Source organism: Agromyces sp. P2_B3 (genome assembly GCF_056404815.1).
Genome location: NZ_JBFUDH010000002.1, coordinates 349,502 through 368,671, shown reverse-complemented (window position 1 = coordinate 368,671; position 19,170 = coordinate 349,502). Strand labels below are relative to the sequence as shown.

The window sequence follows — 19,170 nt, the reverse complement described above, 5'->3', positions numbered from 1 at the left end:
GATCTGCCAGGTCGGCTGACCCGCCCGGTCGACCGACCCGGCCGGATGGTCAGCCGAACGAGACGAGGACGATCCGGTCCAACGGGACGATCCGGATGCCCCGCACCTCCCGCTCCCGTCGCACGGTTCCCGGCTCGTGCACCGCGAGATCGAGGTGATCCCGCGCCACGCGGTCGACGGTGCCGTGCACGCGGCCGTCGTCGGTCGCAAGCTGCACCGGCAGCCGCCTGCGGCACAGGTCGCGAAGGACGAACGGGAGCCCGATCCGCTCGGCCAGGCGCGCGGCCGACTCTGGGACGGGGCGAAGACTGGCCTCGACCTGTGTCCGGCCGGGCAGGACGGCCGCGATCGCGCCGAGGGGCACGATGCACTGGCGCCCCGCGAGTGCAGGGCCGTGCAGGCCTGCACTCATCCAGTCCCGCCCGAACGCGAGCGGGCGGAGATCGTGCACCTCACCGCCGCGGAGTTCGACCCTGATGCACGCGGAGGGGTCGTCTCCGGCCTCCTTCGCCATCGCGGCGAGTCGATCGCGAAGCGTCAGCCTCCCGAGGCGCAGCCGTTCCTCCTCGAGTGCGAGGGCGCGTTCCTCCTCGCGCTGCTCATGGTCGAGCTGCGACTCGAGGTCGTCGAACAGCAGGTCCCATCGCATGCAGGCACGCTACCCTCCGGCACACCGTGATCGGATCGTTCTCCACAGGCGCCCGAAATGCTTGACACGTGTCGGCGCGGATGCATACGGTTCACTCTAGGATTCCCCGACGTCCCCCGATCGGGGGTGATCCAACCGGTGGCCGAAGGTCGCCGCCATCCCCTCAATGGAGCCGAGATGACCGCACGCCCTGCCGCCGGCCACGCACCGATGCGAGGTTCTGCCCCGCAGTTCCTCGATGACGACGAGTTCTTCGGTCGTCAGCCGGCACGTCGCAGTGAACTCCCCGATCCCGAGCCGCTGCTGCGCAGCCTGACCCATTGCGTCATCGAGGTGCTCGCCGGCGCGCGCGACCTCGACCAGCTCGCCCGCTGGGTGACCGACGACGTCTACCGCAACCTCTCGAAGCGCGTCGTGCTCGCCGCGCGCGCACGACGCGTCAAGGGGCAGGCTCCCCAGCGGCCGGCGTTCACGGTGGGAACGGTGCACCTCTGCGAGCCCGCAGACGGCGTGCTCGAGGCCGTGGTCATGGTGCACCAGAAGGCCAGGGCGCGAGCGGTCGCCATCCGACTCGAGGGCATGGACCAGCGCTGGCGCGCGAGCGCCATCAGCGTGCTCTGACGAGCGACGCGGAATCAGCCGCACGAACGAGCGGGACCCGATCGGCCGAACGGCCCAACGGATCCCGCTCGTTCTCGTGCCTCAGCGTCCCTTTCGCTCCTGGGCGCGACGCTCCGAGCGGTTCTGCGGTTCGGCGTCTGCGCCGCCGGTGCGCTGGCCGAACGCGCCTCGCGACGCTTCCACCTCCGCGGCGGGCGCCTGTGCCTGCGCCACGGCACGGCGCGCGCGCTGGGTCGCCGCCTGCTGCACCTGACCGCGCTGGTTGCGCACCTCGACGCCGCCCGAGTCGCTCGGCGCGGAGTAGCTCAGCTTGTCGTCGGACGCGCCCTGGCGCCCGAGGCCCTTGGCCTCGATCGTCGCCCCGCCGACGCCGGGCTGGGGCGCCACCTCGACCTCGAGGTTGAAGAGGAAGCCGACGGTCTCCTCGCGGATGGATCCCATCATCTGCTGGAACATCGCGTAGCCCTCGCGCTGGTACTCGACGAGCGGGTCGCGCTGGGCCATCGCGCGCAGGCCGATGCCGTCCTTGAGGTAATCCATCTCGTAGAGGTGGTCGCGCCAGCGACGGTCGATCACGGAGAGCACCACGCGACGCTCGAGCTCCCGCATCGCCGGGCTGCCCAGCTGCTCTTCACGGCGCTGGTAGGCGAGCTTCGCGTCGGAGAGGATCTCGCGTCGGATGAAGTCCCGGTTGACGCGGCCCTTCTCGCCCGCCTCGGCCACGACCTCGTCGATCGTGATGCCGATCGGGTAGAGGGTCTTCAGCTCGGTCCACAGCGCGTCGAAGTCCCACTCGTCGGGGTTGCCCTCTGCGGTGTGGGCGTCGAGCACCTCGTCGATCACGTTCTCGAGGAACGTCTGGGTGCGCTCGTGCAGGTCGTCGCCCTCGAGGATGTGGCGGCGGTCGCTGTAGATCGCCTCACGCTGGCGATTCAGCACATCGTCGTACTTGAGCACGTTCTTGCGGATCTCGGCGTTGCGCGCCTCGACCTGCGACTGTGCCGAGCGGATGGCGCGGCTGACGACCTTCGACTCGATGGCGACGTCGTCGGGGACGCCGCGCGACATGAGGCTCTCGGCGGCACCCGCGTTGAAGAGCCGCATCAGGTCGTCGGTCAGCGACAGGTAGAAGCGGCTCTCGCCGGGGTCGCCCTGACGGCCGGAGCGACCGCGGAGCTGGTTGTCGATGCGCCGTGACTCGTGGCGCTCGGTGCCGAGGACGTAGAGCCCGCCCGCGGCGAGCACCTTCTCGGCCTCGATCGCGACCTCGGCCTTGACCTTCTGGAACACCTCGTCCCATGCAGCCTCGTACTCCTCGGGCGTCTCGACGGGGCTGAGCCCGCGCTCGTGCATCTGCTGCACGGCCAGGAACTCGGCATTGCCGCCGAGCATGACGTCGGTGCCTCGACCGGCCATGTTCGTCGCGACCGTGACCGCGCCGTGCCGGCCCGCCTGCGCGACGATCGCCGCCTCACGGGCGTGGTTCTTGGCATTCAGCACCTCGTGGCGAACGCCCTTCTTGGCCAGCAGCCTCGAGAGGTACTCGCTCTTCTCGACGCTCGTGGTGCCGACCAGCACGGGCTGGCCCTTGCCGTGGCGCTCGACGATGTCCTCGACGACCTGCGCGAACTTCGCCTCCTCGTTCTTGTAGACGAGGTCGGGCTGATCGATGCGAACCATCGGCTTGTTCGTGGGGATGGGCACGACGCCGAGCTTGTAGGTCGACATGAACTCGGCGGCCTCGGTCTCGGCGGTGCCGGTCATGCCCGAGAGCTTCGTGTAGAGGCGGAAGTAGTTCTGCAGCGTGACGGTCGCGAGGGTCTGGTTCTCGGCCTTGACCTGCACGCCCTCCTTGGCCTCGATCGCCTGGTGGATGCCCTCGTTGTAGCGACGGCCCACGAGGATGCGGCCGGTGTGCTCGTCGACGATGAGCACCTCGCCGTTCATGACGACGTAGTCCTTGTCGCGCTTGAAGAGGGCCTTCGCCTTGATCGAGTTGTTCAGGAAGGAGATGAGCGGGGTGTTCGCGGATTCGTAGAGGTTGTCGATGCCGAGGTAGTCCTCGACCTTCTCGATGCCGGGCTCGAGCACGCCGACGGTGCGCTTCTTCTCGTCGACCTCGTAGTCCTCGTCGGGCACGAGCCGCTTGGCGAGGTTCGCGAACTCGTTGAACCAGCGGTTCGCCTCGCCCGATGCCGGGCCGGAGATGATGAGCGGCGTGCGCGCCTCGTCGATGAGGATCGAGTCCACCTCGTCGACGATGGCGAAGTAGTGGCCCCGCTGCACCATGTCGCTCGACTGCCACGCCATGTTGTCGCGCAGGTAGTCGAACCCGAACTCGTTGTTCGTGCCGTACGTGATGTCGGCCGCGTACTGCTCACGGCGCACCGCGGGGGTCTGGCCGGCCACGATGCATCCGGTCGTCATGCCGAGGGCGCGGAAGACGCGCCCCATGAGCTCGGACTGGTAGCTCGCGAGGAAGTCGTTGACGGTGATGACGTGCACGCCCCGGCTCGTGAGCGCGTTGAGGTAGGCGGCCGTGGTGGCGACGAGGGTCTTGCCCTCACCGGTCTTCATCTCGGCGATGTTGCCGAGGTGGAGGGCGGCGCCTCCCATGAGCTGCACGTCGAAGTGCCGGAGGCCGAGCGTGCGACGGCTCGCCTCGCGGACGGCGGCGAAGGCCTCGGGCAGCAGGTCGTCGAGCGACTCGCCGTTCGCATAGCGCTCGCGCAGCTCCACCGTCTCGTGCTTCAGTTCCTCGTCGCTGAGGGCCTGGAAGTCGTCTTCGAGGGAGTTGATCGCCGCAGCGTAGTTCTCCAGCCGCCTGAGGGTTCGGCCCTCGCCGACGCGGAGGACCTTTTCCAGAATCGAAGCCACGAATGTTCTCCTGTAGTCGTCGGGCGCCACGTCCCTTGGATGGCATGTTCTCGAGTGGAACGCCCGGGCACGCCCGATGCCGCCGTGCAGACGGCCATCATAGCCATGCTAGCGGCCAGCAGGCTGGGCGACGGCGGCAAGCGGGCCGGGTGCGGGCTGGTGGGCCCGCACCCGGCGCGGGTGCGTGGATCGTCGTGGCGTCAGACCGTGACGCGCTGCAGCTCCGGCGCGGATTCGTCGACCGGTGCATCCGCCCCGTCGAGGCCGATGAGACCGTAGTCCCAGCCCTTGCGACGGTAGACCACGCTGGGCCGTCCCGACTCGGCGTCGACGAAGAGGTAGAAGTCATGTCCGACGAGCTCCATGAAGTAGAGCGCGTCGTCGACGGTCATCGGCGTGGAGGCGAAGACCTTGCGGCGGATGACCACCGGGCAGTAGACCTCGTCCTCCTCGATCGACGATGCCGCCTGGCCGTCGTCGATGACCGGGATGCTGCCCGTGCGCACCTGTTCGAGCACCTCGGGCGCGGCGGCCTGCACGCCGACCTCGGCGAACCCGACGTCGGTCGCCTCGCGAAGCGAGGTCGGCCTGCGCTGGCCGCGATGGACCTTGCGGCGGTCCTTGGCGCGGCGGATGCGCTCGAGCAATCGCCCGAGGGCGACGTCGAACGCGGCGTACTTGTCCGAACCGTCTGCTTCGGCCCGCACCACAGGTCCCTTGCCAACGAGGGTGAGCTCGACGCGATCCGGTCCGGTGTTGCCGTTCTTCTCATTGTGACGGCTCAGCTTCACGTCGAGGGAGATGGCTCGTTCGGCGAGATGGGTGACCTTCTCCGATTTCTCGGCCGCGTAGGCGCGGAACCGATCGGTGACCCCCAGGTTTCGTCCAACGATGTTCAGTTCCATGACGACCTCCATTCACCGGCGTGTCACCCGGATCTGAAGGGTGGATCGACCACGCCTGTCCTGCCACCGTAGTCGTCCGGGCTCCCGATGTCACGGAGAGCTTGCCGAGATTCGGAACCAAGCCCGGATCTGCGCAGCGGGGTCTGCGCGAGCACGACCACGGCGTCGATCGCGCCGCCTGCGACGTTCACGGCACGGGCGGCTTCGGCGATCGTCGCGCCCGTGGTGAGCACATCGTCGACCAGTACGAACCGGCGTTCATCGAGGCGACGCCGGGCCTCGAGGGCCCCGTGGGCGTTGGCCCGGCGCGCCTCGGCGTCGAGGCCGGCCTGGTCGCGGCGATCGCGCGCGAGGCGGAGCACGGGCGACGGGCGGATGCCGCAGCGGGCGAGCAGCGCGTCGACGGGCGCATACCCGCGGGCGCGCATGGCGGCCGCTGTGGAGGGCACGGTGCACACCTCGAGGGTGCCGCCCGCGGGCCGAGCCGCGACGCCCTCGGCGAGGGCAGCGTGCAGCGCGCGGGCGAGCGGCGCTGCGGCATCCGTTCGGGAGGAGTCCTTGTAGGCGGTGACCACCCGCGCCACCACGCCGCCGTAGTCGAGCGCCGCCCACGCCGAGATGCCGTCGCGGGTCACGACCTTAGGGCTCGGCCGGAGCGCATCGACGCAGTCTGCGCAGACCGAGCGGTCGAGGGCGCCGCATCCGGCGCACGACACCGGCACGAGGAGGGCGATCGCGTCGAGCAGCGCGTCGCGGGCGAGCACCTGCACGCGGCGGAGCGAGTCGGCGGCCACGCCCTCAGCATCGACGCCACCGGCGGCGCGGTGTCACCAGTCGGCGCCGCGCACGACGGCCGCCGGTCCCAGCGCCCTCGGGAGGACGAGACGGTCAGGGCAGCTGCGACGCGACGAAGCGGATGCCGACCGCGCGCGCCTGCCAGCCGACGCCGACCTGCACGTCGAGGTCGCCCGCGGCCGTGAGGACTCGGAGATCGGCGTTGCCGCCGTCGACCTGGATGCCGGCCTCGGGCCCGCCGCGCTCGCGCGAGATGCCGCCGAGCTCCTGGATCACCAGTCGGGTGGCGCCGTCGCTGAGGCCGGTGACCGAGCTGACGGTGCTCGAGTCGAGCCACGCCACGTCGAGCGGTGCGCCCGTCACATCGGCCAGGTTCAGCACGAGCTGCCCGAGCCCCTGCTCGGAGGGCAGGCCGTCGTCGCCGCGTTCGATGGCCGCGACGACGAACCGGGTCCGGCCGCCGTCGGCGAGGATCGCCAGGAGTCGCGTGGAGTCGCGCGACACCTCGATGGATGCGATCGACGAGCCGCTCCAGGGCACGGCGACCTGGCCGGTCGTGCCGTCTGGCGCGAACCACACGAGCTGGTCGGGGTGATCCGCGGGCACCGACCACACCACGCCCTGGCCGTCGATGGCAGGCACGACGAGGTTCGCGCGAGGGTCGAGCAACTGCGTCTCCTCGCCGGCGCGCACCAGGAAGACGCCCTCCGCCGACCGCACCGCCGCGGACTCGGCGCCGATCCCCACGGAGGCGCCGGTGGGCAGCAGGGCGGCCACCGCATCCGAGATGCCGGGGATGGCCTCTACGGACTCCCCCGACGCCGCGAGGTAGCCGAACGTCTCGCCGTCGAAGACGACGGTGCGCGGGTCGACGCGCGGCGACTTCGACGGTCGGCGAGCCGGCTCGGGCACATCGGGGTCGACGCCGTTCAGCGTGAGGTCGACCCTCGTGATGTTGCGCACGCCGATCAGGCTGGCATCGAGCTGCGCCTGCATGCGCTGCACGGTGCCGAGGTCGTCGAACGCCGCGCCCGCGAGCGACACGCTCGCCACGCCGCCGTCGACGGGGACGGAGGCCGGCTCGAGCTGCACACCCTCGGGGAACGCCGAGACGACCCCGGGAGCCAGCCAGTCGGCTGCTCCGGCCAGCAGTCCCTGCACGATGGTCGTCTGCGCCGAGTCTCGCCCGGCATACCACCGCACGTCGGGCACCAGGTAGCGCCCGGTCGGGTCGAGGAAGTACAGCGTGTAGTCGCGGAAGACCTGCGTGAACTCGCCCTGGTCGATGAGGATGCCCTGGGGCGCACTCGAGATGCGCCACTCCCCCTCGACCTGCTCGAACCGGTAGTCGAACGGGATGGGCGTCCGCGACGCCGGCTCCTCGTACTGCCCGTTGTCGCGCAGCAGCGCGGCCGGGGTGGCCTCGACGCGCATCGCCGTCGGGTCGACCACGCCGACCTCCCGTTCGGCGAGCACGTCGACGGTCGCACCCGCGCCCGGTTCCCACTCGTCGGCGAACGCGTCGGTGAGGTACTCCCGCGCGATCTGGTAGTTCTCCCGGGGGCTCTGCGCCGCGTTGAGGAACCCGTCGAGGATCTGCGCCTGGCTCGCTCCCTTGGCGGGCGGATCGGCGAGGATGTCGAAGTCGTTCGGGGTTTCGGCGACGACGGGATCGCCCGGCTGGACGGGACCCGAACTCGGGATGGAGGCGCAGCCGGCGAGTGCGAGCGCCGCCATGAGCGCAGCGGATGCCGCCGCGAGGAGCCTGTTACGCACCGTGCACCTCCCTGGACCCGGTCTCGAGCGTCGGCACGGCGCCCACGGCCCCGGTCGGAGCGGGACCCGCGGCGCCGGCATCGACGGGTTCGAGCGGCAACGGCGAGACCACCTCGGCACCCGGCACCCGTGGCAGCGTCAGCCGGAAGACCGTGCCCGCGCCGGGCTTCGACCACACGTCGAGGGTTCCGCCGTGGGCGACCGCGTCCTCCAACGAGATCGCGAGGCCGAGGCCGGTGCCGCCGATCGTCCTCATGCGGCTGGGATCGGCACGCCAGAACCGGTCGAACACCCGCTCGGCCTCCTCCTCCGTCATGCCCATGCCGTAGTCGCGCACGGAGAGCGCGATCGCGGTCTCGTTGCTGTCCACCGCGACCACGATGGGGCGACCCTCGCCGTGCTCGATCGCGTTGCCGAGCAGGTTCCGCACGATCCGTCGGATGCGTCGCGGGTCGACCTCGGCGTCGAGGTGCCCGCCGGGTGCCTCGAGGCGGAGCTCGGTGCCGTGCTCGAGGGCGAGCTGGTGCATCGACTCGATCGCGTCGCCCGCGAGGTGCACGAGGTTGGTCGGCTCGGTCGCGAGCGTGACGGATCCGGCGTCGTACCGGCTGATCTCGAGGAGATCGGCCAGCAGCCGCTCGAACCGATCGGTCTGGGTGTGCAACAGCTCCACCGTGCGCGAGGTGGGGCCGGGGAAGTCCTCGCGCTGCCCGTAGAGCACGTCGCCGGCGAGCCGGATGGTCGTCAGCGGCGTGCGCAGCTCGTGCGACACGTCGGAGACGAACCGCTGCTGCATGACGGAGAGCTCGGCCAGTTCCTTGATGCGCGCCTGCAGGCTGTCGGCCATGCCGTTGAAGGATGCCGCGAGCGTCGAGAGCTCGTCCTCGCCGCTCTCGGGCATGCGCACGCCGAGGTCGCCGGCGGCGAGCCGTCGGCTGGTGGCCGCGGTCGCCCGGATGGGCTCGATGACGCCGCGCACGACCACGAGGGTGATCGCGCTGAGGAGGGCGAGCAGGGCGGCCGCGCCCACCATGCCGGTGATCTGCATGAACGCGAGCGTCTGCTCCGCCTCGGCGAGGTCGTACCCGATGTACAGCTCGTAGCGCCCGGCGTCGGACGGCAACTCGAGGTCGCTCCCGACGACGATGCCGGGATGCGTGCCGCCCTCGTCGTCGGGCAGGGCGACCGACTGCCAGTACTGGCTGTCGGGGTGATCCTGCACCTGCGAACGGAGCTCGGGCGTGATGACCCCGGAGAGCCCCGGGCTCAGCCGGTCCGACGGGGCGAAGGTCACGGCGTCCTGACCGGGAGCCCGGAAGAGGCCGAGGTCGTTGCTGCCCGAGACGCTCGAGACGGTGCTGATGGCGTCGGCCACCAATTTCTGCATGGACGCCCGGTCCGAGGCATCCGACGCGCTCAGCAGGCTCTGGGCCGCGCCGGTCGCGTTGTTCGATGCCTCCAGCACGGCATCGCGATTCGCCTGGAACAGGTTCGAGGCGACGCTGAAGGAGATGTACAGGCCGATCACGAGGATCGCGAGGCCCGACAGTCCGAGCGTGATGATGACGGTGCGGAACTGCAGCGATCGGCGCCACAGCACCGAGAGGCGGCGCGGCACATCGCGCCACGAGAGGGCGGCGCGTGGGGACTGGGCGTCGGCCGCGGCCATGCGGCTCCTAGGTGGTCGCGCCGGCGCGATAGCCGACCCCGCGCACGGTCATGACGATGCGCGGATTGTCGGGGTCGTGCTCGACCTTCGCGCGCAACCGCTGCACGTGCACGTTCACCAGCCGCGTGTCGGCCTTGTAGTGGTAGCCCCAGACCTGCTCGAGCAGCATCTCGCGGGTGAACACCTGCTGGGGCTTCGAGGCGAGCGTGAGCAGCAGGTCGAACTCGAGGGGCGTGAGGTTGATGCGCTGGTCGCCTCGCCGTACCTCGTGGCCCGCGGCGTCGATCGTGAGGTCGCCCACGCCCAGCGTCTCCACGACGGGGTCGGGCGCCGGACGCAGGCGGGTGCGGATGCGGGCGACGAGCTCCTTCGGGTTGAAGGGCTTGACCATGTAGTCGTCCGCCCCCGACTCGAGGCCCTTGACGACGTCGGCGGTGTCGGTCTTCGCCGTGAGCATGATGATCGGCGTGCCCGACTCCGCCCTGATGCGGCCGCACACCTCGATGCCGTCCATGCCGGGGAGCATCAGGTCGAGCAGGACGAGGTCGGGCTTCGTCTCCCGGAAGGCGGCGAGCGCACCGGTGCCGTCGGCGCAGAACACCGGGTCGAAGCCCTCGGTGCGCAGCACGATGCCGATCATCTCCGCGAGGGCCGTGTCGTCGTCGACGACGAGTACGCGTGGGGTCATCCGTTTGTTTCCGTCGGGGTCCGCGGACGGACCGATGGCAGTGGAACCACTGTAGTCGCTGGAACCCGTGCGTCGTCCGGAAGCGGCCTGCACGGCGGCTGAACGCCTGAGGGGCCTCCGCGCCCTCGAACCCGCGGGGATCCCCAGGCCCGCCACGGCCTGCACGAAGTGTGCGAGCATGGTGCACACCCCCGGAAGGAGCGCACGCAGGTGTCCGATCACGACTGGCAGGCGCCCGGCGCAGCACCCGTCCACGGGCCCGGTGCGGATGCCCCATCGCCCACGCCGACCGGCGTGCCGACTCCTCCTCCGCTGCCCCCGTCCGCGCCCCTGCTGCCCCCGTCTGCGCCGCCGCAGCAGGGCTACGGGCCACCGCCCGGATACGCGGCCCCTCCGCCCGGGTATGCGGCCCCGCCGCCCGGGTACGCGCCGCAGCAGGCAGCCGGATGGGTGCCCCCGCCCAAGTCCGGGCTCCTGCCCCTGCGACCGCTCGGGTTCGGCACCCTGATGTGGGCGCCGTTCCGCACGCTCCGGCGCAACCCCGCGCCGACGTTCGGCAGCGGACTGATCGTGCAGCTCGTCTCCGCGGCGGCGGCGGCCGCCGTGATCGTGCCGTTCTTCGGGCTGACCTTCTCGAGGCTCGAGGGCGCGACCGGCGCCGATGCCGACGCCATCCTCTCGGGCGCGGTCGGTGGCTTCCTGCTCCTGTCGCTCGTGCCCGTGCTCCTCTCGATCGTCGCGAGCGCATTCCTGCAGGGCGTCATGGTCGTCGACGTGGCAACGGGCACGGTCGGCGACCGCCTCGGGTTCGGTGCGCTGTGGCGCCGGGCGGCCGCGCGCATCTGGCCGCTGATCGGGTGGACCCTCCTGGTCGCCGCGGCGCTCCTGGTCGCCTTCGGCGTGGTGGCCGGCGTGGTCGTCCTGGCCGCCGTCTCGACCTCGTCGCCGGTCGGGCTCGTGATCGGCATCGTCGTGGGCCTCCTCCTCGGCCTCGGCCTCCTCGTGGTGGCCTTCTGGATCGGGGTGAAGCTCGCGATCGTGCCGAGTATCATCGTGCTCGAGCAGGTCGGCATCCGAGCCGCCGTCGCTCGGTCGTGGCGACTCACCGACGGCGCGTACTGGCGCACGTTCGGCGTGCTGGTGCTCGTGGCCGCCATCCTCAACGTGGCGGCGCAGGTCGTCGTGCAGCCGGTCTCGATCGTCGGCACGATCCTGGCCGTGCTCATCGATCCGTCGGGCACCGGCGCCGCCCTGGCCGTGACGGTGGTCACGACGATCGTCACGCTCGTCCTCTCACTCCTCATCGGAGCCATCACGGCGGTGGTGCAGGCGGCACTCGTCGCCGTGATCTACATCGACCTCAGGATGCGGCGCGAGGGCCTCGACCTCGAACTCGAACGGTACGTCGAGCTTCGCGAGGCGGGGCAGGCGGCCGAAGACCCGTATCGGGTGCCGGTCGAGTCGGCGCCGCGTGGAAGCGAACCTCCGGCCGCGTGGTCCTGACCCTCCTGTTCGAGCCACTCGATCCCGACGCGCCCGAGGCGCGCCGGTGGCTCGAGGACGAGCTCGCGAAACCCGAGTACCGGAGCGCCCAGCCGACGCCGTTCGACCTCGCCATGCAGCAGGTCCGCGACTGGTTCGTGAGCCTCTTCGAAGGCGCAGCCGGCATTCCCGCACCCCTCCTCGTGCTGCTCCTCGTCATCGCGGTGGTGCTCGTCGTGGTGGTCGGCCTGCTCGTGTTCGGCCTGCCGCGCCTCCGCCGACGGCAGCGGCCGCCCGCGCCGCTCTTCGACGACGACGATCGCCGCGACCTGACCGCGTTGCGGGCGGCTGCCGCTGCGGCGGCCGAGTCGGACGACTGGCCACTCGCCATCGAGGAGCGGTACCGAGCGATCGTGCGCGGCGCCGTCGACCGCGACCTCGTGCACGTGCATCCCGGAACCACCGCGCGGGGCGTGGCCGTCGCAGCGTCGACCCCGTTCCCCGACCACGCGGAGTCGCTGCGGTCCGCCGCCTCGGAGTTCGACTCGGTCCGCTACCTCGGGCGATCCGGATCCCGGGCACGGTACGAGGAGCTGGTGCAGCTCGACCTCGCGCTCGCGGCCGCCACCCCGGCGGATGCCGGCCGTGCGGCAATGGCGGCTCCTCGATGAGCGTCGCGCCTCCCACGATCACGCCGACGAGTGCGGTCACCCCGACCCTCCGCGAGGCGCTGCGCCGGCGGCGCGCGTGGATCGTCATCGGTGCGGTGCTCGTGGTGGGTGCCGTCGTCATGCTCGTCGCCCAGGGCGGCTTCCGCGCGCCGGGGCCCGCGTTGGGCGCCGCCAACGCCGCGCCGGCCGGCTCCAAGGCCCTGGTCGAGGTGCTCCGACAGCACGGCGTCACCGTGACCGAGGCCCACTCGGTCGACGAGGCCGTCGACGCCGCGCGCAGCGGCGCGACCGTGCTCCTCTACGACGAGTTCGACGTGCTCGACGAGGATCGACTCGACGGCCTCGCCGCTGCGGCGGATCGCCTGGTCGTGGCGGAGCCCTCCTTCCGATCCCTCGAGACGCTCGCGCCGGGCGTCCGGCTCGCCGGAGCCGCGAGCGGGACGGTCGATGACGTGGCCTGCGACCTGCGTGCCGCCGGACAGGCCGGCGAGCTCTCCGATGGGCAGCGCTTGCTCACCGTCGACGCCGACGCGACCTCTGCCGGGTGGACGGGCTGCTTCCGCGACGCGGAGCACGGCTTCGCGGTGGCGACGGGGCCGGGCCCGTCGGGGGGCGAGATCGCCCTCGTCGGCGCCACGACGGTGTTCACGAACGAGCACATCTCCGAGGCCGGCAACGCCGCCCTCGCGATCGGCCTGCTCGGGGCCACCGACGAAGTGGCCTGGTACCTGCCGGGACCCGCCGACGCCGATCCGTCGCAGGCGCCCACGATGGCCGAGCTCACGCCCGGCTGGGTCAGCCCGGTGCTGGTGCTCTCGATCCTCGTGGTGATCGCGGCGGGCGTCTGGCAGGGCCGCCGCTTCGGACCCTTGGTGGCCGAGCGCCTGCCCGTCACGGTCCGCGCCGGCGAGACGAGCGAGGGACGAGCACGGCTGTACGCCAGGAGTGCGGCACGAGGGCACGCGCTCGACCAGCTGCGTCTCGCCGCGATCGGGCGCATCGCGACGACGCTGCGCCTGCCGCGTGCGGCCGCCGCCGATGCGGTGTCGGATGCCGCCGCTGCCGCGACCGGCCGCGACGCGGCATCCGTCGCCCGCCTGCTCGTCGGCGCGCAGCCGTCAGGCGACCGCGAACTCGTCGACCTCGCCGCCGAGCTCTCGCGACTCGAGGACGAGGTGGCCGCCTCGGTGCGGCCGCACCACCGGGACCACCAGCACGTCGAGGACCGCCCGCGCGACCACCACGACCCAGACCCCGACCCGAACCATGACCCCGACCACCCGACAGGAAGGCGACCATGACCGACGCGATCGCGACCACCGACGAGGAGTTGCGGGCGGCGCTGAACGACGTCCGAACCGAGGTCGGCAAGGCCGTCGTCGGCCAGGACGGCGCCGTCACCGGCCTCATCATCGCCCTGCTCACCCGGGGGCACGTGCTGCTCGAGGGCGTGCCCGGCGTGGCGAAGACGCTGCTCGTGCGCACCCTGAGCCGCACCCTGCGCCTCGACACGCGCCGGCTGCAGTTCACCCCCGACCTCATGCCGGGCGACGTCACCGGATCGCTCGCCTACGACCCGCGCACCGGCGACTTCGCCTTCCGCGAGGGGCCGGTGTTCACGAACATCCTCCTCGCCGACGAGATCAACCGCACGCCGCCGAAGACACAGTCGGCGCTACTCGAGGCGATGGAGGAACGCCAGGTGTCGGCCGACGGGGTGACGCGTCCGCTCCCCGACCCGTTCATGGTCGCCGCGACGCAGAACCCCATCGAGTACGAGGGCACCTACGCGCTCCCCGAGGCCCAGCTCGACCGGTTCCTCATGAAGCTCGTGCTCGACGTGCCCGAGCGCGACGCCGAGGTGTCGCTGCTGCGACGCCACGCCGACGGATTCGACCCCCACGACCTGGGCGCGGCCGGCGTGACGGCCGTGCTGGGCGCCGCCGAGCTCGCCGCGGCGCGGTCGGCGGCCGCGCGGGTTCGGGTGTCCGACGACGTGCTCGCCTACGTCGTCGACCTCGCGCGCGCGACCCGCCGCAGCCCGTCGATGCGGCTGGGCGTGAGCCCGAGGGCGACGACCGCGCTGCTCGCCGCCGCCAAGGCCTGGGCGTGGCTCACCGGCTACGACTCGCTCACTCCCGATCACGTGCAGGCGATGCTGCTCCCCGTGTGGCGACACCGCGTGCAGCTGCGGCCCGAGGCGGAACTCGAGGGCGTCTCGGTCGACGCCGTCCTCCGCGGGGTCGTCCAGCAGGTGCAGGTGCCGCTCTGACATGGCGGTCACCGGACGGTTCGCCATCCTCGTCGCCTTCGGCGTCGTGCCCGTCGTGGTGGCGGGAACGCAGGGGGCGGATGCCGCGTGGCTGGCGCTCATCGCCTGGCTCGCCGTCTCGCTCGGCGCGGGCCTCGTCGACCTGTCGCTCGCAGCCTCGCCGCGCCGCGTGGTCCTGACCCGGGTGCTTCCCGACCGGGTCCGGCTCGGCGAGACCGTCACGGCGGAGCTCGCGGTGCAGCACGTCGGGCCGCGGCTCCTCCGTGCCGTGGTCCGCGACGGCTGGGAACCCTCCGCCGGGGTCGCGGGCGCCAACCGCACGCGGCTGCGCATCCCGCCCGGTGAGCGACGGCGGATGTCGCTGCAGCTCACGCCGTGGCGTCGCGGCGACCGACGCACCGAGCAGGTCACGATCCGCGCTGCCGGCCCCTTGGGGCTGTGGGCCCGTCAGGCCACCCTCGCCTCGCCCGGCCGGATCCGGGTGCTGCCGCCCTTCCACTCGCGCGCCCACCTGCCCTCGCGGCTGACGCGCCTGCGCGAGCTCGACGGCCGCACGCCGCTCCTCATCCGCGGCCAGGGCACCGAGTTCGACTCGATCCGCGAGTACGTGCGCGGGGACGACGTGCGCTCGATCGACTGGCGTGCCACGGCCCGGCATGCCGACCCCGAGGTGCCCGGCGGCATGCGGCTCATGGTCCGCACGTGGCGCCCCGAACGCGACCGGCGGATCGTGATCGTGGCCGACACCTCGCGCACGGCGGCCGCCCGCATCGCCGACGAGCCGCGCCTCGACACGGCATGGGAGGCGTCGTTGCTGCTGGCGGCACTGGCGTCGCACGCCGGCGACCGCGTCGACTTCCTGGCCTGGGACCGGCGAGTGCGCGGCCGGGTGCACGGCGCGACCGGCCCGGCGCTCCTCGCCCGCATGGTCGACACCATGGCCGGCATCGAGGCGGAGCTGATCGAGGCCGACTGGGCATCCGTCCCAGGCCACGTGCGGCAGGTCACGAGCCAGCGGGCACTCGTCGTGCTGCTCACGTCGGCGGATGCCCCGGGCAGCTCACGCGGGCTGCTCACCGTGCTGCCCCAGCTCACGGCACGGCACACGGTCGTCGTGGCGTCCGTGGCCGACCCCTCGGCCGTGGCGGCGGCGCGCGAGCGGGGATCGCTCGACGAGGTGTACGTCGCCGCGGCCGCCGAGCGCGCCCGGCTCGATGCCGATCGTGTCGCCGCCGCGATGCGACGACTGGGCGCGATCACGGTCTCCGCTCCCCCGCAGGAACTGCCGCCGGCCCTCGCCGACACCTACCTCGAGCTGAAGGCCGCCGGTCGGCTCTGACCCCGTTCAGCCCGCCAGGATGCGGCTGGCGCCCGCGTCGAACTCGACGAGGTCGCCGGTCTCCCCCGCGTGCCGGGCGCGACCGCCGAGCACGAGCATGTAGGCGAGGAAGCCCGCGAGCGCGAGCACGCCGATGCCGATCTTCACCGGCCAGGGCCACGGCGCCGGCGTCACGAACCCCTCGATGAGCCCGGACACGAAGAGGAAGAACACGAGGCCGATCGCGACGGTGAACAGCGAGCGGGCGTCCTCGGCGAGCGCCACCCCGCGCGGCCGCGGTCCGGGCGCCACCCAGGCCCAGAAGATGCGGAGACCGGCCGCCGCGGCGACGAAGACGCACGTGAGCTCGAGCAGCCCGTGCGGCGCGATGTACAGGAAGAAGGTGTCGGCCTCGTCGTAGGCGAACATCACGGCGGCCGTGATGCCGAGGTTCTGCGCGTTCTGCAGGATGACCCACGGCACCCACACGCCGAGGATGCCGAAGGCGACGCATTGCGCCGCGATCCAGGCGTTGTTCGTCCAGACGGAGCCCGCGAAGGACGCGGCGGGGTTCTCGGAGTAGTACGAGACGAATCCCTCCTCGGCGACCTGGCGCAGCTCGGCCTCGGTGCCGATCGTCGCGAGCACCCGCGGATCGCCGCCGATCCACCAGGCGTACAGGGCGGCGACGACGAACGTGACCACCGCGACCGCGAGGGTGATCCACCGCAGCCGGTACAGGGCAGCGGGCAGGCTGAGCGTCGCGAACCGCGTGAACTGGCGAAGGGGGTTCTCCGGGGTGCCGGTGAATCGGAGTCGAGCCCGCGCCAGGATCACCGAGAGCCGGTCTCCGAGGGCCGTCGAGCCGGCCGTCGTCTGCACGAGCGAGAGATCGGATGCCGCATGCTGGTACCGCTCGATGAGCTCGTCGGCGCCTCGACCGTCGAGCCGTGACGACCGCGAGAGCGCGTCGAGCCGCTCCCAGTCGTCGTGGCGGGCGGAGGCGAGCGCGTCGAGGTCCATCTGCTTGAATACTACCCATGGCCTCCGCGACGGACTCCCGCATCCGGGCGGCCCGGTTCGACGATGAGGCGCTGGTCACCGGCGAGGCGGTCGCCCTCGACGTCAGGCCGGCGAGCGCGCTCATCCGGGCGGGCGGGGCGGCGATCGACGTGCTGCTCTCGGTGGTCCTCATCCTCCTCGTGCTGCTCGCTCTCGCCGGCCTCTCCCTCGACCAGGCCGCGTTCCGCGCGATCCTCATCGCCACGATCGTGGTGTGCATCGTCGTGCTCCCCACCGCCGTCGAGACCGCCACCCGCGGACGCTCCCTCGGCAAGGTGGCGCTCGGCCTCCGGGTGGTGCGCGACGACGGCGGCGCGATCGGGCTGCGCCATGCGTTCATCCGCGCGCTCACCGGGGTGATCGAGATCTACCTGACGTTCGGCGGGCTCGCGGTGCTCGTCGGGTTCCTCGACCCCTCGTCGAAGCGGCTGGGCGACATCCTCGCGGGCACGCACTCCCAGGTCGAGCGGGTGCCCAAGCTGCCGTCTGCAGCCTTCGGCGTGCCGCCCGAGCTGGTGGGCTGGTCGGCGACCGCCGATGTGGCACGGCTGCCCGATCCGCTCGCGCGACGGGTGGCGTCGTTCTTCGCCAACGTCGACCACCTCATGCCAGAGAGCCGCGCGCGCGTCGCGACGATGCTCGCGCAGCAGGTGTCGGCCTTCGTGTCACCGCTCCCCGATGCCGCTCCCGAGCGATTCCTGGCTGCGGTCGTGGCGCTCCGGCGGGAACGCGAGCTGGCGGCGCTGAAGCTCGCCGACGCGCGGCTCGCGGCTCTCGCCCCCACCCTCACGGCGACCCGGGTCGGGTTCCCCGAGCGATGATGCGCCACGGGCGCCGGGCGAGCGGATGCCGCGCGCTCGCGACATCCGCTCGGTGATCAGTACCGGTAGTGGTCGACCTTGTAGGGCCCTTCGACCGGAACGCCGATGTAGGCGGCCTGCTCGGGCGTGAGCTCGGTGAGCTCGACGCCGAGGGCGTCGAGGTGCAGGCGGGCGACCTTCTCATCGAGGTGCTTCGGGAGCACGTAGACACCCACGGGGTACGCGTCGGGACGGGTCCAGAGCTCGATCTGCGCGAGCACCTGGTTCGTGAACGAGTTCGACATCACGAACGACGGATGCCCCGTGGCGTTGCCGAGGTTCATGAGCCGCCCCTCGCTCAGCACGAGCACGCTGCGCCCGGTGGGCAGGCGCCACTCGTGCACCTGCGGCTTGATCTCGATGCGCTCCGCACCCTCGAGGGACTCGAGCCCCGCCATGTCGATCTCGTTGTCGAAGTGGCCGACGTTCGCGACCACCGCGAGGTGCTTCAGCCCGAGGAGGTGCTCGAGGCGCACGACGTCCTTGTTGCCGGTGCCCGTCACGAGGATGTCGATCTCGCCGATGACGGACTCGAGCCGCGACACCTGGTAGCCGTCCATGGCGGCCTGCAGCGCGTTGATCGGGTCGATCTCGCTCACGATGACGCGGGCGCCCTGACCGCGGAGCGCCTCGGCAGCCCCCTTGCCCACGTCGCCGTAGCCGGCGACGAACGCCACCTTGCCGCCCATGAGCACGTCGGTGGCGCGGTTCAGGCCGTCGGGCAGCGAGTGCCGGATGCCGTACTTGTTGTCGAACTTCGACTTCGTGACCGAGTCGTTGACGTTGATGGCCGGGAAGAGGAGCTCGCCCCTGGCGTGCAGCTCGTAGAGGCGGTGCACGCCGGTCGTGGTCTCCTCGGTGACGCCCTTGAGTTCGTCGGCGATGCGGGTCCAGCGGTCGGCGCTCACCTCGAGGTTGCGGCGCAACGTGTCCAGCACGACGCGGAACTCATGGCTCGCGTCATCCGTCGCCGCGGGCACTTCGCCGGCCGCCTCGAACTCACGGCCCTGGTGCACGAGCAGCGTCGCGTCACCCCCGTCGTCGAGGATCATGTTCGGGCCGATCCAGTCGGCACCGGATGCCGCGGCCTCGGCAGTCCAGTCGAAGATGCGGTCGGTGCACCACCAGTACTCCTCGAGCGTCTCGCCCTTCCACGCGAACACGGGGACGCCCTTGGGGTCGTCGACGGTGCCGTCGGGGCCGACCACGACGGCGGCCGCGGCCTCGTCTTGGGTGGAGAAGATGTTGCAGCTCGCCCAGCGCACCTGGGCACCGAGCGCGACGAGGGTCTCGATGAGCACGGCCGTCTGCACCGTCATGTGCAGGCTGCCCGCGATACGCGCGCCGGCGAGGGGCTTGGAGGCTCCGAACTCGTCGCGGAGGGCCATGAGCCCCGGCATCTCGTTCTCGGCGAGCCGCAGCTGGTGTCGGCCGGCTTCGGCCAGTGAGAGGTCGGCGACCTTGAACGGGAGGGCAGTGGTGACAGGCGACGTCGTCATGCCCACCATTGTCGCAGGCTCAGCCG

At 71.7% G+C, this 19,170-nt stretch carries 16 protein-coding genes; 7 read left to right on the top strand and 9 right to left on the bottom strand.

The window, feature by feature from the left end; translation table 11 throughout:
• Window positions 1-49 precede the first annotated feature (49 nt).
• Window positions 50-649: a hypothetical protein gene (locus tag AC1DZA_RS04535; RefSeq protein WP_476771880.1), complete on the bottom strand. Its 600-nt coding sequence runs from the start codon at window positions 647-649 to the stop codon at window positions 50-52.
• Window positions 650-826: 177 nt separating this feature from the next.
• Here AC1DZA_RS04535 and AC1DZA_RS04530 point away from each other — a divergent pair, with 177 nt between their 5' ends.
• Entirely contained in the window at window positions 827-1,270 is a 444-nt protein-coding gene (locus AC1DZA_RS04530; protein ID WP_476763571.1) for an Rv3235 family protein, read from the top strand.
• 81 nt (window positions 1,271-1,351) lie between these two features.
• Here AC1DZA_RS04530 and secA read toward each other — a convergent pair whose 3' ends face one another.
• The 6 genes from secA to mtrA form a co-directional block, all read right to left on the bottom strand.
• Complete coding sequence (gene secA / locus AC1DZA_RS04525; RefSeq protein ID WP_476771879.1) at window positions 1,352-4,147, bottom strand: preprotein translocase subunit SecA; 2,796 nt, start codon at window positions 4,145-4,147, stop codon at window positions 1,352-1,354.
• Window positions 4,148-4,347: 200 nt separating this feature from the next.
• The gene (hpf, locus tag AC1DZA_RS04520; protein WP_476771878.1) at window positions 4,348-5,052 is read right to left on the bottom strand and encodes a ribosome hibernation-promoting factor, HPF/YfiA family; all 705 of its coding nucleotides are present in this window, start codon (window positions 5,050-5,052) and stop codon (window positions 4,348-4,350) included.
• Between the two features lie 23 nt (window positions 5,053-5,075).
• Window positions 5,076-5,846, bottom strand: coding sequence for a ComF family protein (locus AC1DZA_RS04515; RefSeq protein WP_476771877.1), 771 nt, complete (start codon window positions 5,844-5,846; stop codon window positions 5,076-5,078).
• Window positions 5,847-5,940: 94 nt separating this feature from the next.
• Window positions 5,941-7,623 carry an LpqB family beta-propeller domain-containing protein gene (locus tag AC1DZA_RS04510; RefSeq protein ID WP_476771876.1) on the bottom strand — a complete coding sequence of 561 codons (1,683 nt, stop codon included), beginning with the start codon at window positions 7,621-7,623 and terminating at the stop codon, window positions 5,941-5,943.
• Window positions 7,616-9,292: an MtrAB system histidine kinase MtrB gene (gene mtrB / locus AC1DZA_RS04505; RefSeq protein ID WP_476771875.1), complete on the bottom strand. Its 1,677-nt coding sequence runs from the start codon at window positions 9,290-9,292 to the stop codon at window positions 7,616-7,618. Before mtrB ends, AC1DZA_RS04510 begins: the two co-directional genes overlap by 8 nt.
• 7 nt (window positions 9,293-9,299) lie before the next feature.
• Window positions 9,300-9,980 carry an MtrAB system response regulator MtrA gene (mtrA, locus tag AC1DZA_RS04500; RefSeq protein ID WP_309973152.1) on the bottom strand — a complete coding sequence of 227 codons (681 nt, stop codon included), beginning with the start codon at window positions 9,978-9,980 and terminating at the stop codon, window positions 9,300-9,302.
• A 210-nt stretch (window positions 9,981-10,190) separates the two neighbouring features.
• Here mtrA and AC1DZA_RS04495 point away from each other — a divergent pair, with 210 nt between their 5' ends.
• Genes AC1DZA_RS04495 through AC1DZA_RS04475 form a run of 5 tightly spaced genes read left to right on the top strand, consistent with a single transcriptional unit; the run spans window position 10,191 to window position 15,744 of the window.
• Window positions 10,191-11,483 (top strand): hypothetical protein, encoded by a 1,293-nt coding sequence (locus AC1DZA_RS04495; protein WP_476771874.1) that lies wholly within the window; start codon window positions 10,191-10,193, stop codon window positions 11,481-11,483.
• Complete coding sequence (locus tag AC1DZA_RS04490) at window positions 11,474-12,133, top strand: DUF4129 domain-containing protein (protein WP_476771873.1); 660 nt, start codon at window positions 11,474-11,476, stop codon at window positions 12,131-12,133. The genes AC1DZA_RS04495 and AC1DZA_RS04490 overlap by 10 nt, the downstream gene beginning before the upstream one ends.
• Window positions 12,130-13,434: a DUF4350 domain-containing protein gene (locus AC1DZA_RS04485; RefSeq protein ID WP_476771872.1), complete on the top strand. Its 1,305-nt coding sequence runs from the start codon at window positions 12,130-12,132 to the stop codon at window positions 13,432-13,434. Before AC1DZA_RS04490 ends, AC1DZA_RS04485 begins: the two co-directional genes overlap by 4 nt.
• Entirely contained in the window at window positions 13,431-14,405 is a 975-nt protein-coding gene (locus tag AC1DZA_RS04480) for an AAA family ATPase (RefSeq protein WP_476771871.1), read from the top strand. Before AC1DZA_RS04485 ends, AC1DZA_RS04480 begins: the two co-directional genes overlap by 4 nt.
• A gap of 1 nt (window position 14,406) precedes the next feature.
• The gene (locus tag AC1DZA_RS04475) at window positions 14,407-15,744 is read left to right on the top strand and encodes a DUF58 domain-containing protein (protein ID WP_476771870.1); all 1,338 of its coding nucleotides are present in this window, start codon (window positions 14,407-14,409) and stop codon (window positions 15,742-15,744) included.
• 6 nt (window positions 15,745-15,750) lie between these two features.
• Here AC1DZA_RS04475 and AC1DZA_RS04470 read toward each other — a convergent pair whose 3' ends face one another.
• Complete coding sequence (locus AC1DZA_RS04470) at window positions 15,751-16,746, bottom strand: stage II sporulation protein M (RefSeq protein ID WP_476771869.1); 996 nt, start codon at window positions 16,744-16,746, stop codon at window positions 15,751-15,753.
• 17 nt (window positions 16,747-16,763) lie between these two features.
• Between AC1DZA_RS04470 and AC1DZA_RS04465 the strand changes: the two genes are divergently transcribed.
• On the top strand, window positions 16,764-17,606 hold the full coding sequence (locus AC1DZA_RS04465) for an RDD family protein (RefSeq protein ID WP_476771868.1): 843 nt from the start codon (window positions 16,764-16,766) through the stop codon (window positions 17,604-17,606).
• A gap of 56 nt (window positions 17,607-17,662) precedes the next feature.
• On the opposite strand, the gene ahcY is transcribed toward AC1DZA_RS04465, so the two are convergent.
• Complete coding sequence (gene ahcY / locus AC1DZA_RS04460; RefSeq protein ID WP_476771867.1) at window positions 17,663-19,144, bottom strand: adenosylhomocysteinase; 1,482 nt, start codon at window positions 19,142-19,144, stop codon at window positions 17,663-17,665.
• Window positions 19,145-19,170: the final 26 nt, after the last annotated feature.

Bases quoted from the DNA above. Each gene is read 5' to 3' on its own strand.
- AC1DZA_RS04535 (WP_476771880.1), bottom strand. From the start codon at position 649: ATGCGATGGGACCTGCTGTTCGACGACCTCGAGTCGCAGCTCGACCAT.
- AC1DZA_RS04530 (WP_476763571.1), top strand. From the start codon at position 827: ATGACCGCACGCCCTGCCGCCGGCCACGCACCGATGCGAGGTTCTGCC.
- hpf (WP_476771878.1), bottom strand. From the start codon at position 5,052: ATGGAACTGAACATCGTTGGACGAAACCTGGGGGTCACCGATCGGTTC.
- mtrB (WP_476771875.1), bottom strand. From the start codon at position 9,292: ATGGCCGCGGCCGACGCCCAGTCCCCACGCGCCGCCCTCTCGTGGCGC.
- mtrA (WP_309973152.1), bottom strand. From the start codon at position 9,980: ATGACCCCACGCGTACTCGTCGTCGACGACGACACGGCCCTCGCGGAG.
- AC1DZA_RS04485 (WP_476771872.1), top strand. From the start codon at position 12,130: ATGAGCGTCGCGCCTCCCACGATCACGCCGACGAGTGCGGTCACCCCG.
- AC1DZA_RS04480 (WP_476771871.1), top strand. From the start codon at position 13,431: ATGACCGACGCGATCGCGACCACCGACGAGGAGTTGCGGGCGGCGCTG.
- AC1DZA_RS04475 (WP_476771870.1), top strand. From the start codon at position 14,407: ATGGCGGTCACCGGACGGTTCGCCATCCTCGTCGCCTTCGGCGTCGTG.
- AC1DZA_RS04470 (WP_476771869.1), bottom strand. From the start codon at position 16,746: ATGGACCTCGACGCGCTCGCCTCCGCCCGCCACGACGACTGGGAGCGG.
- AC1DZA_RS04465 (WP_476771868.1), top strand. From the start codon at position 16,764: ATGGCCTCCGCGACGGACTCCCGCATCCGGGCGGCCCGGTTCGACGAT.
- ahcY (WP_476771867.1), bottom strand. From the start codon at position 19,144: ATGACGACGTCGCCTGTCACCACTGCCCTCCCGTTCAAGGTCGCCGAC.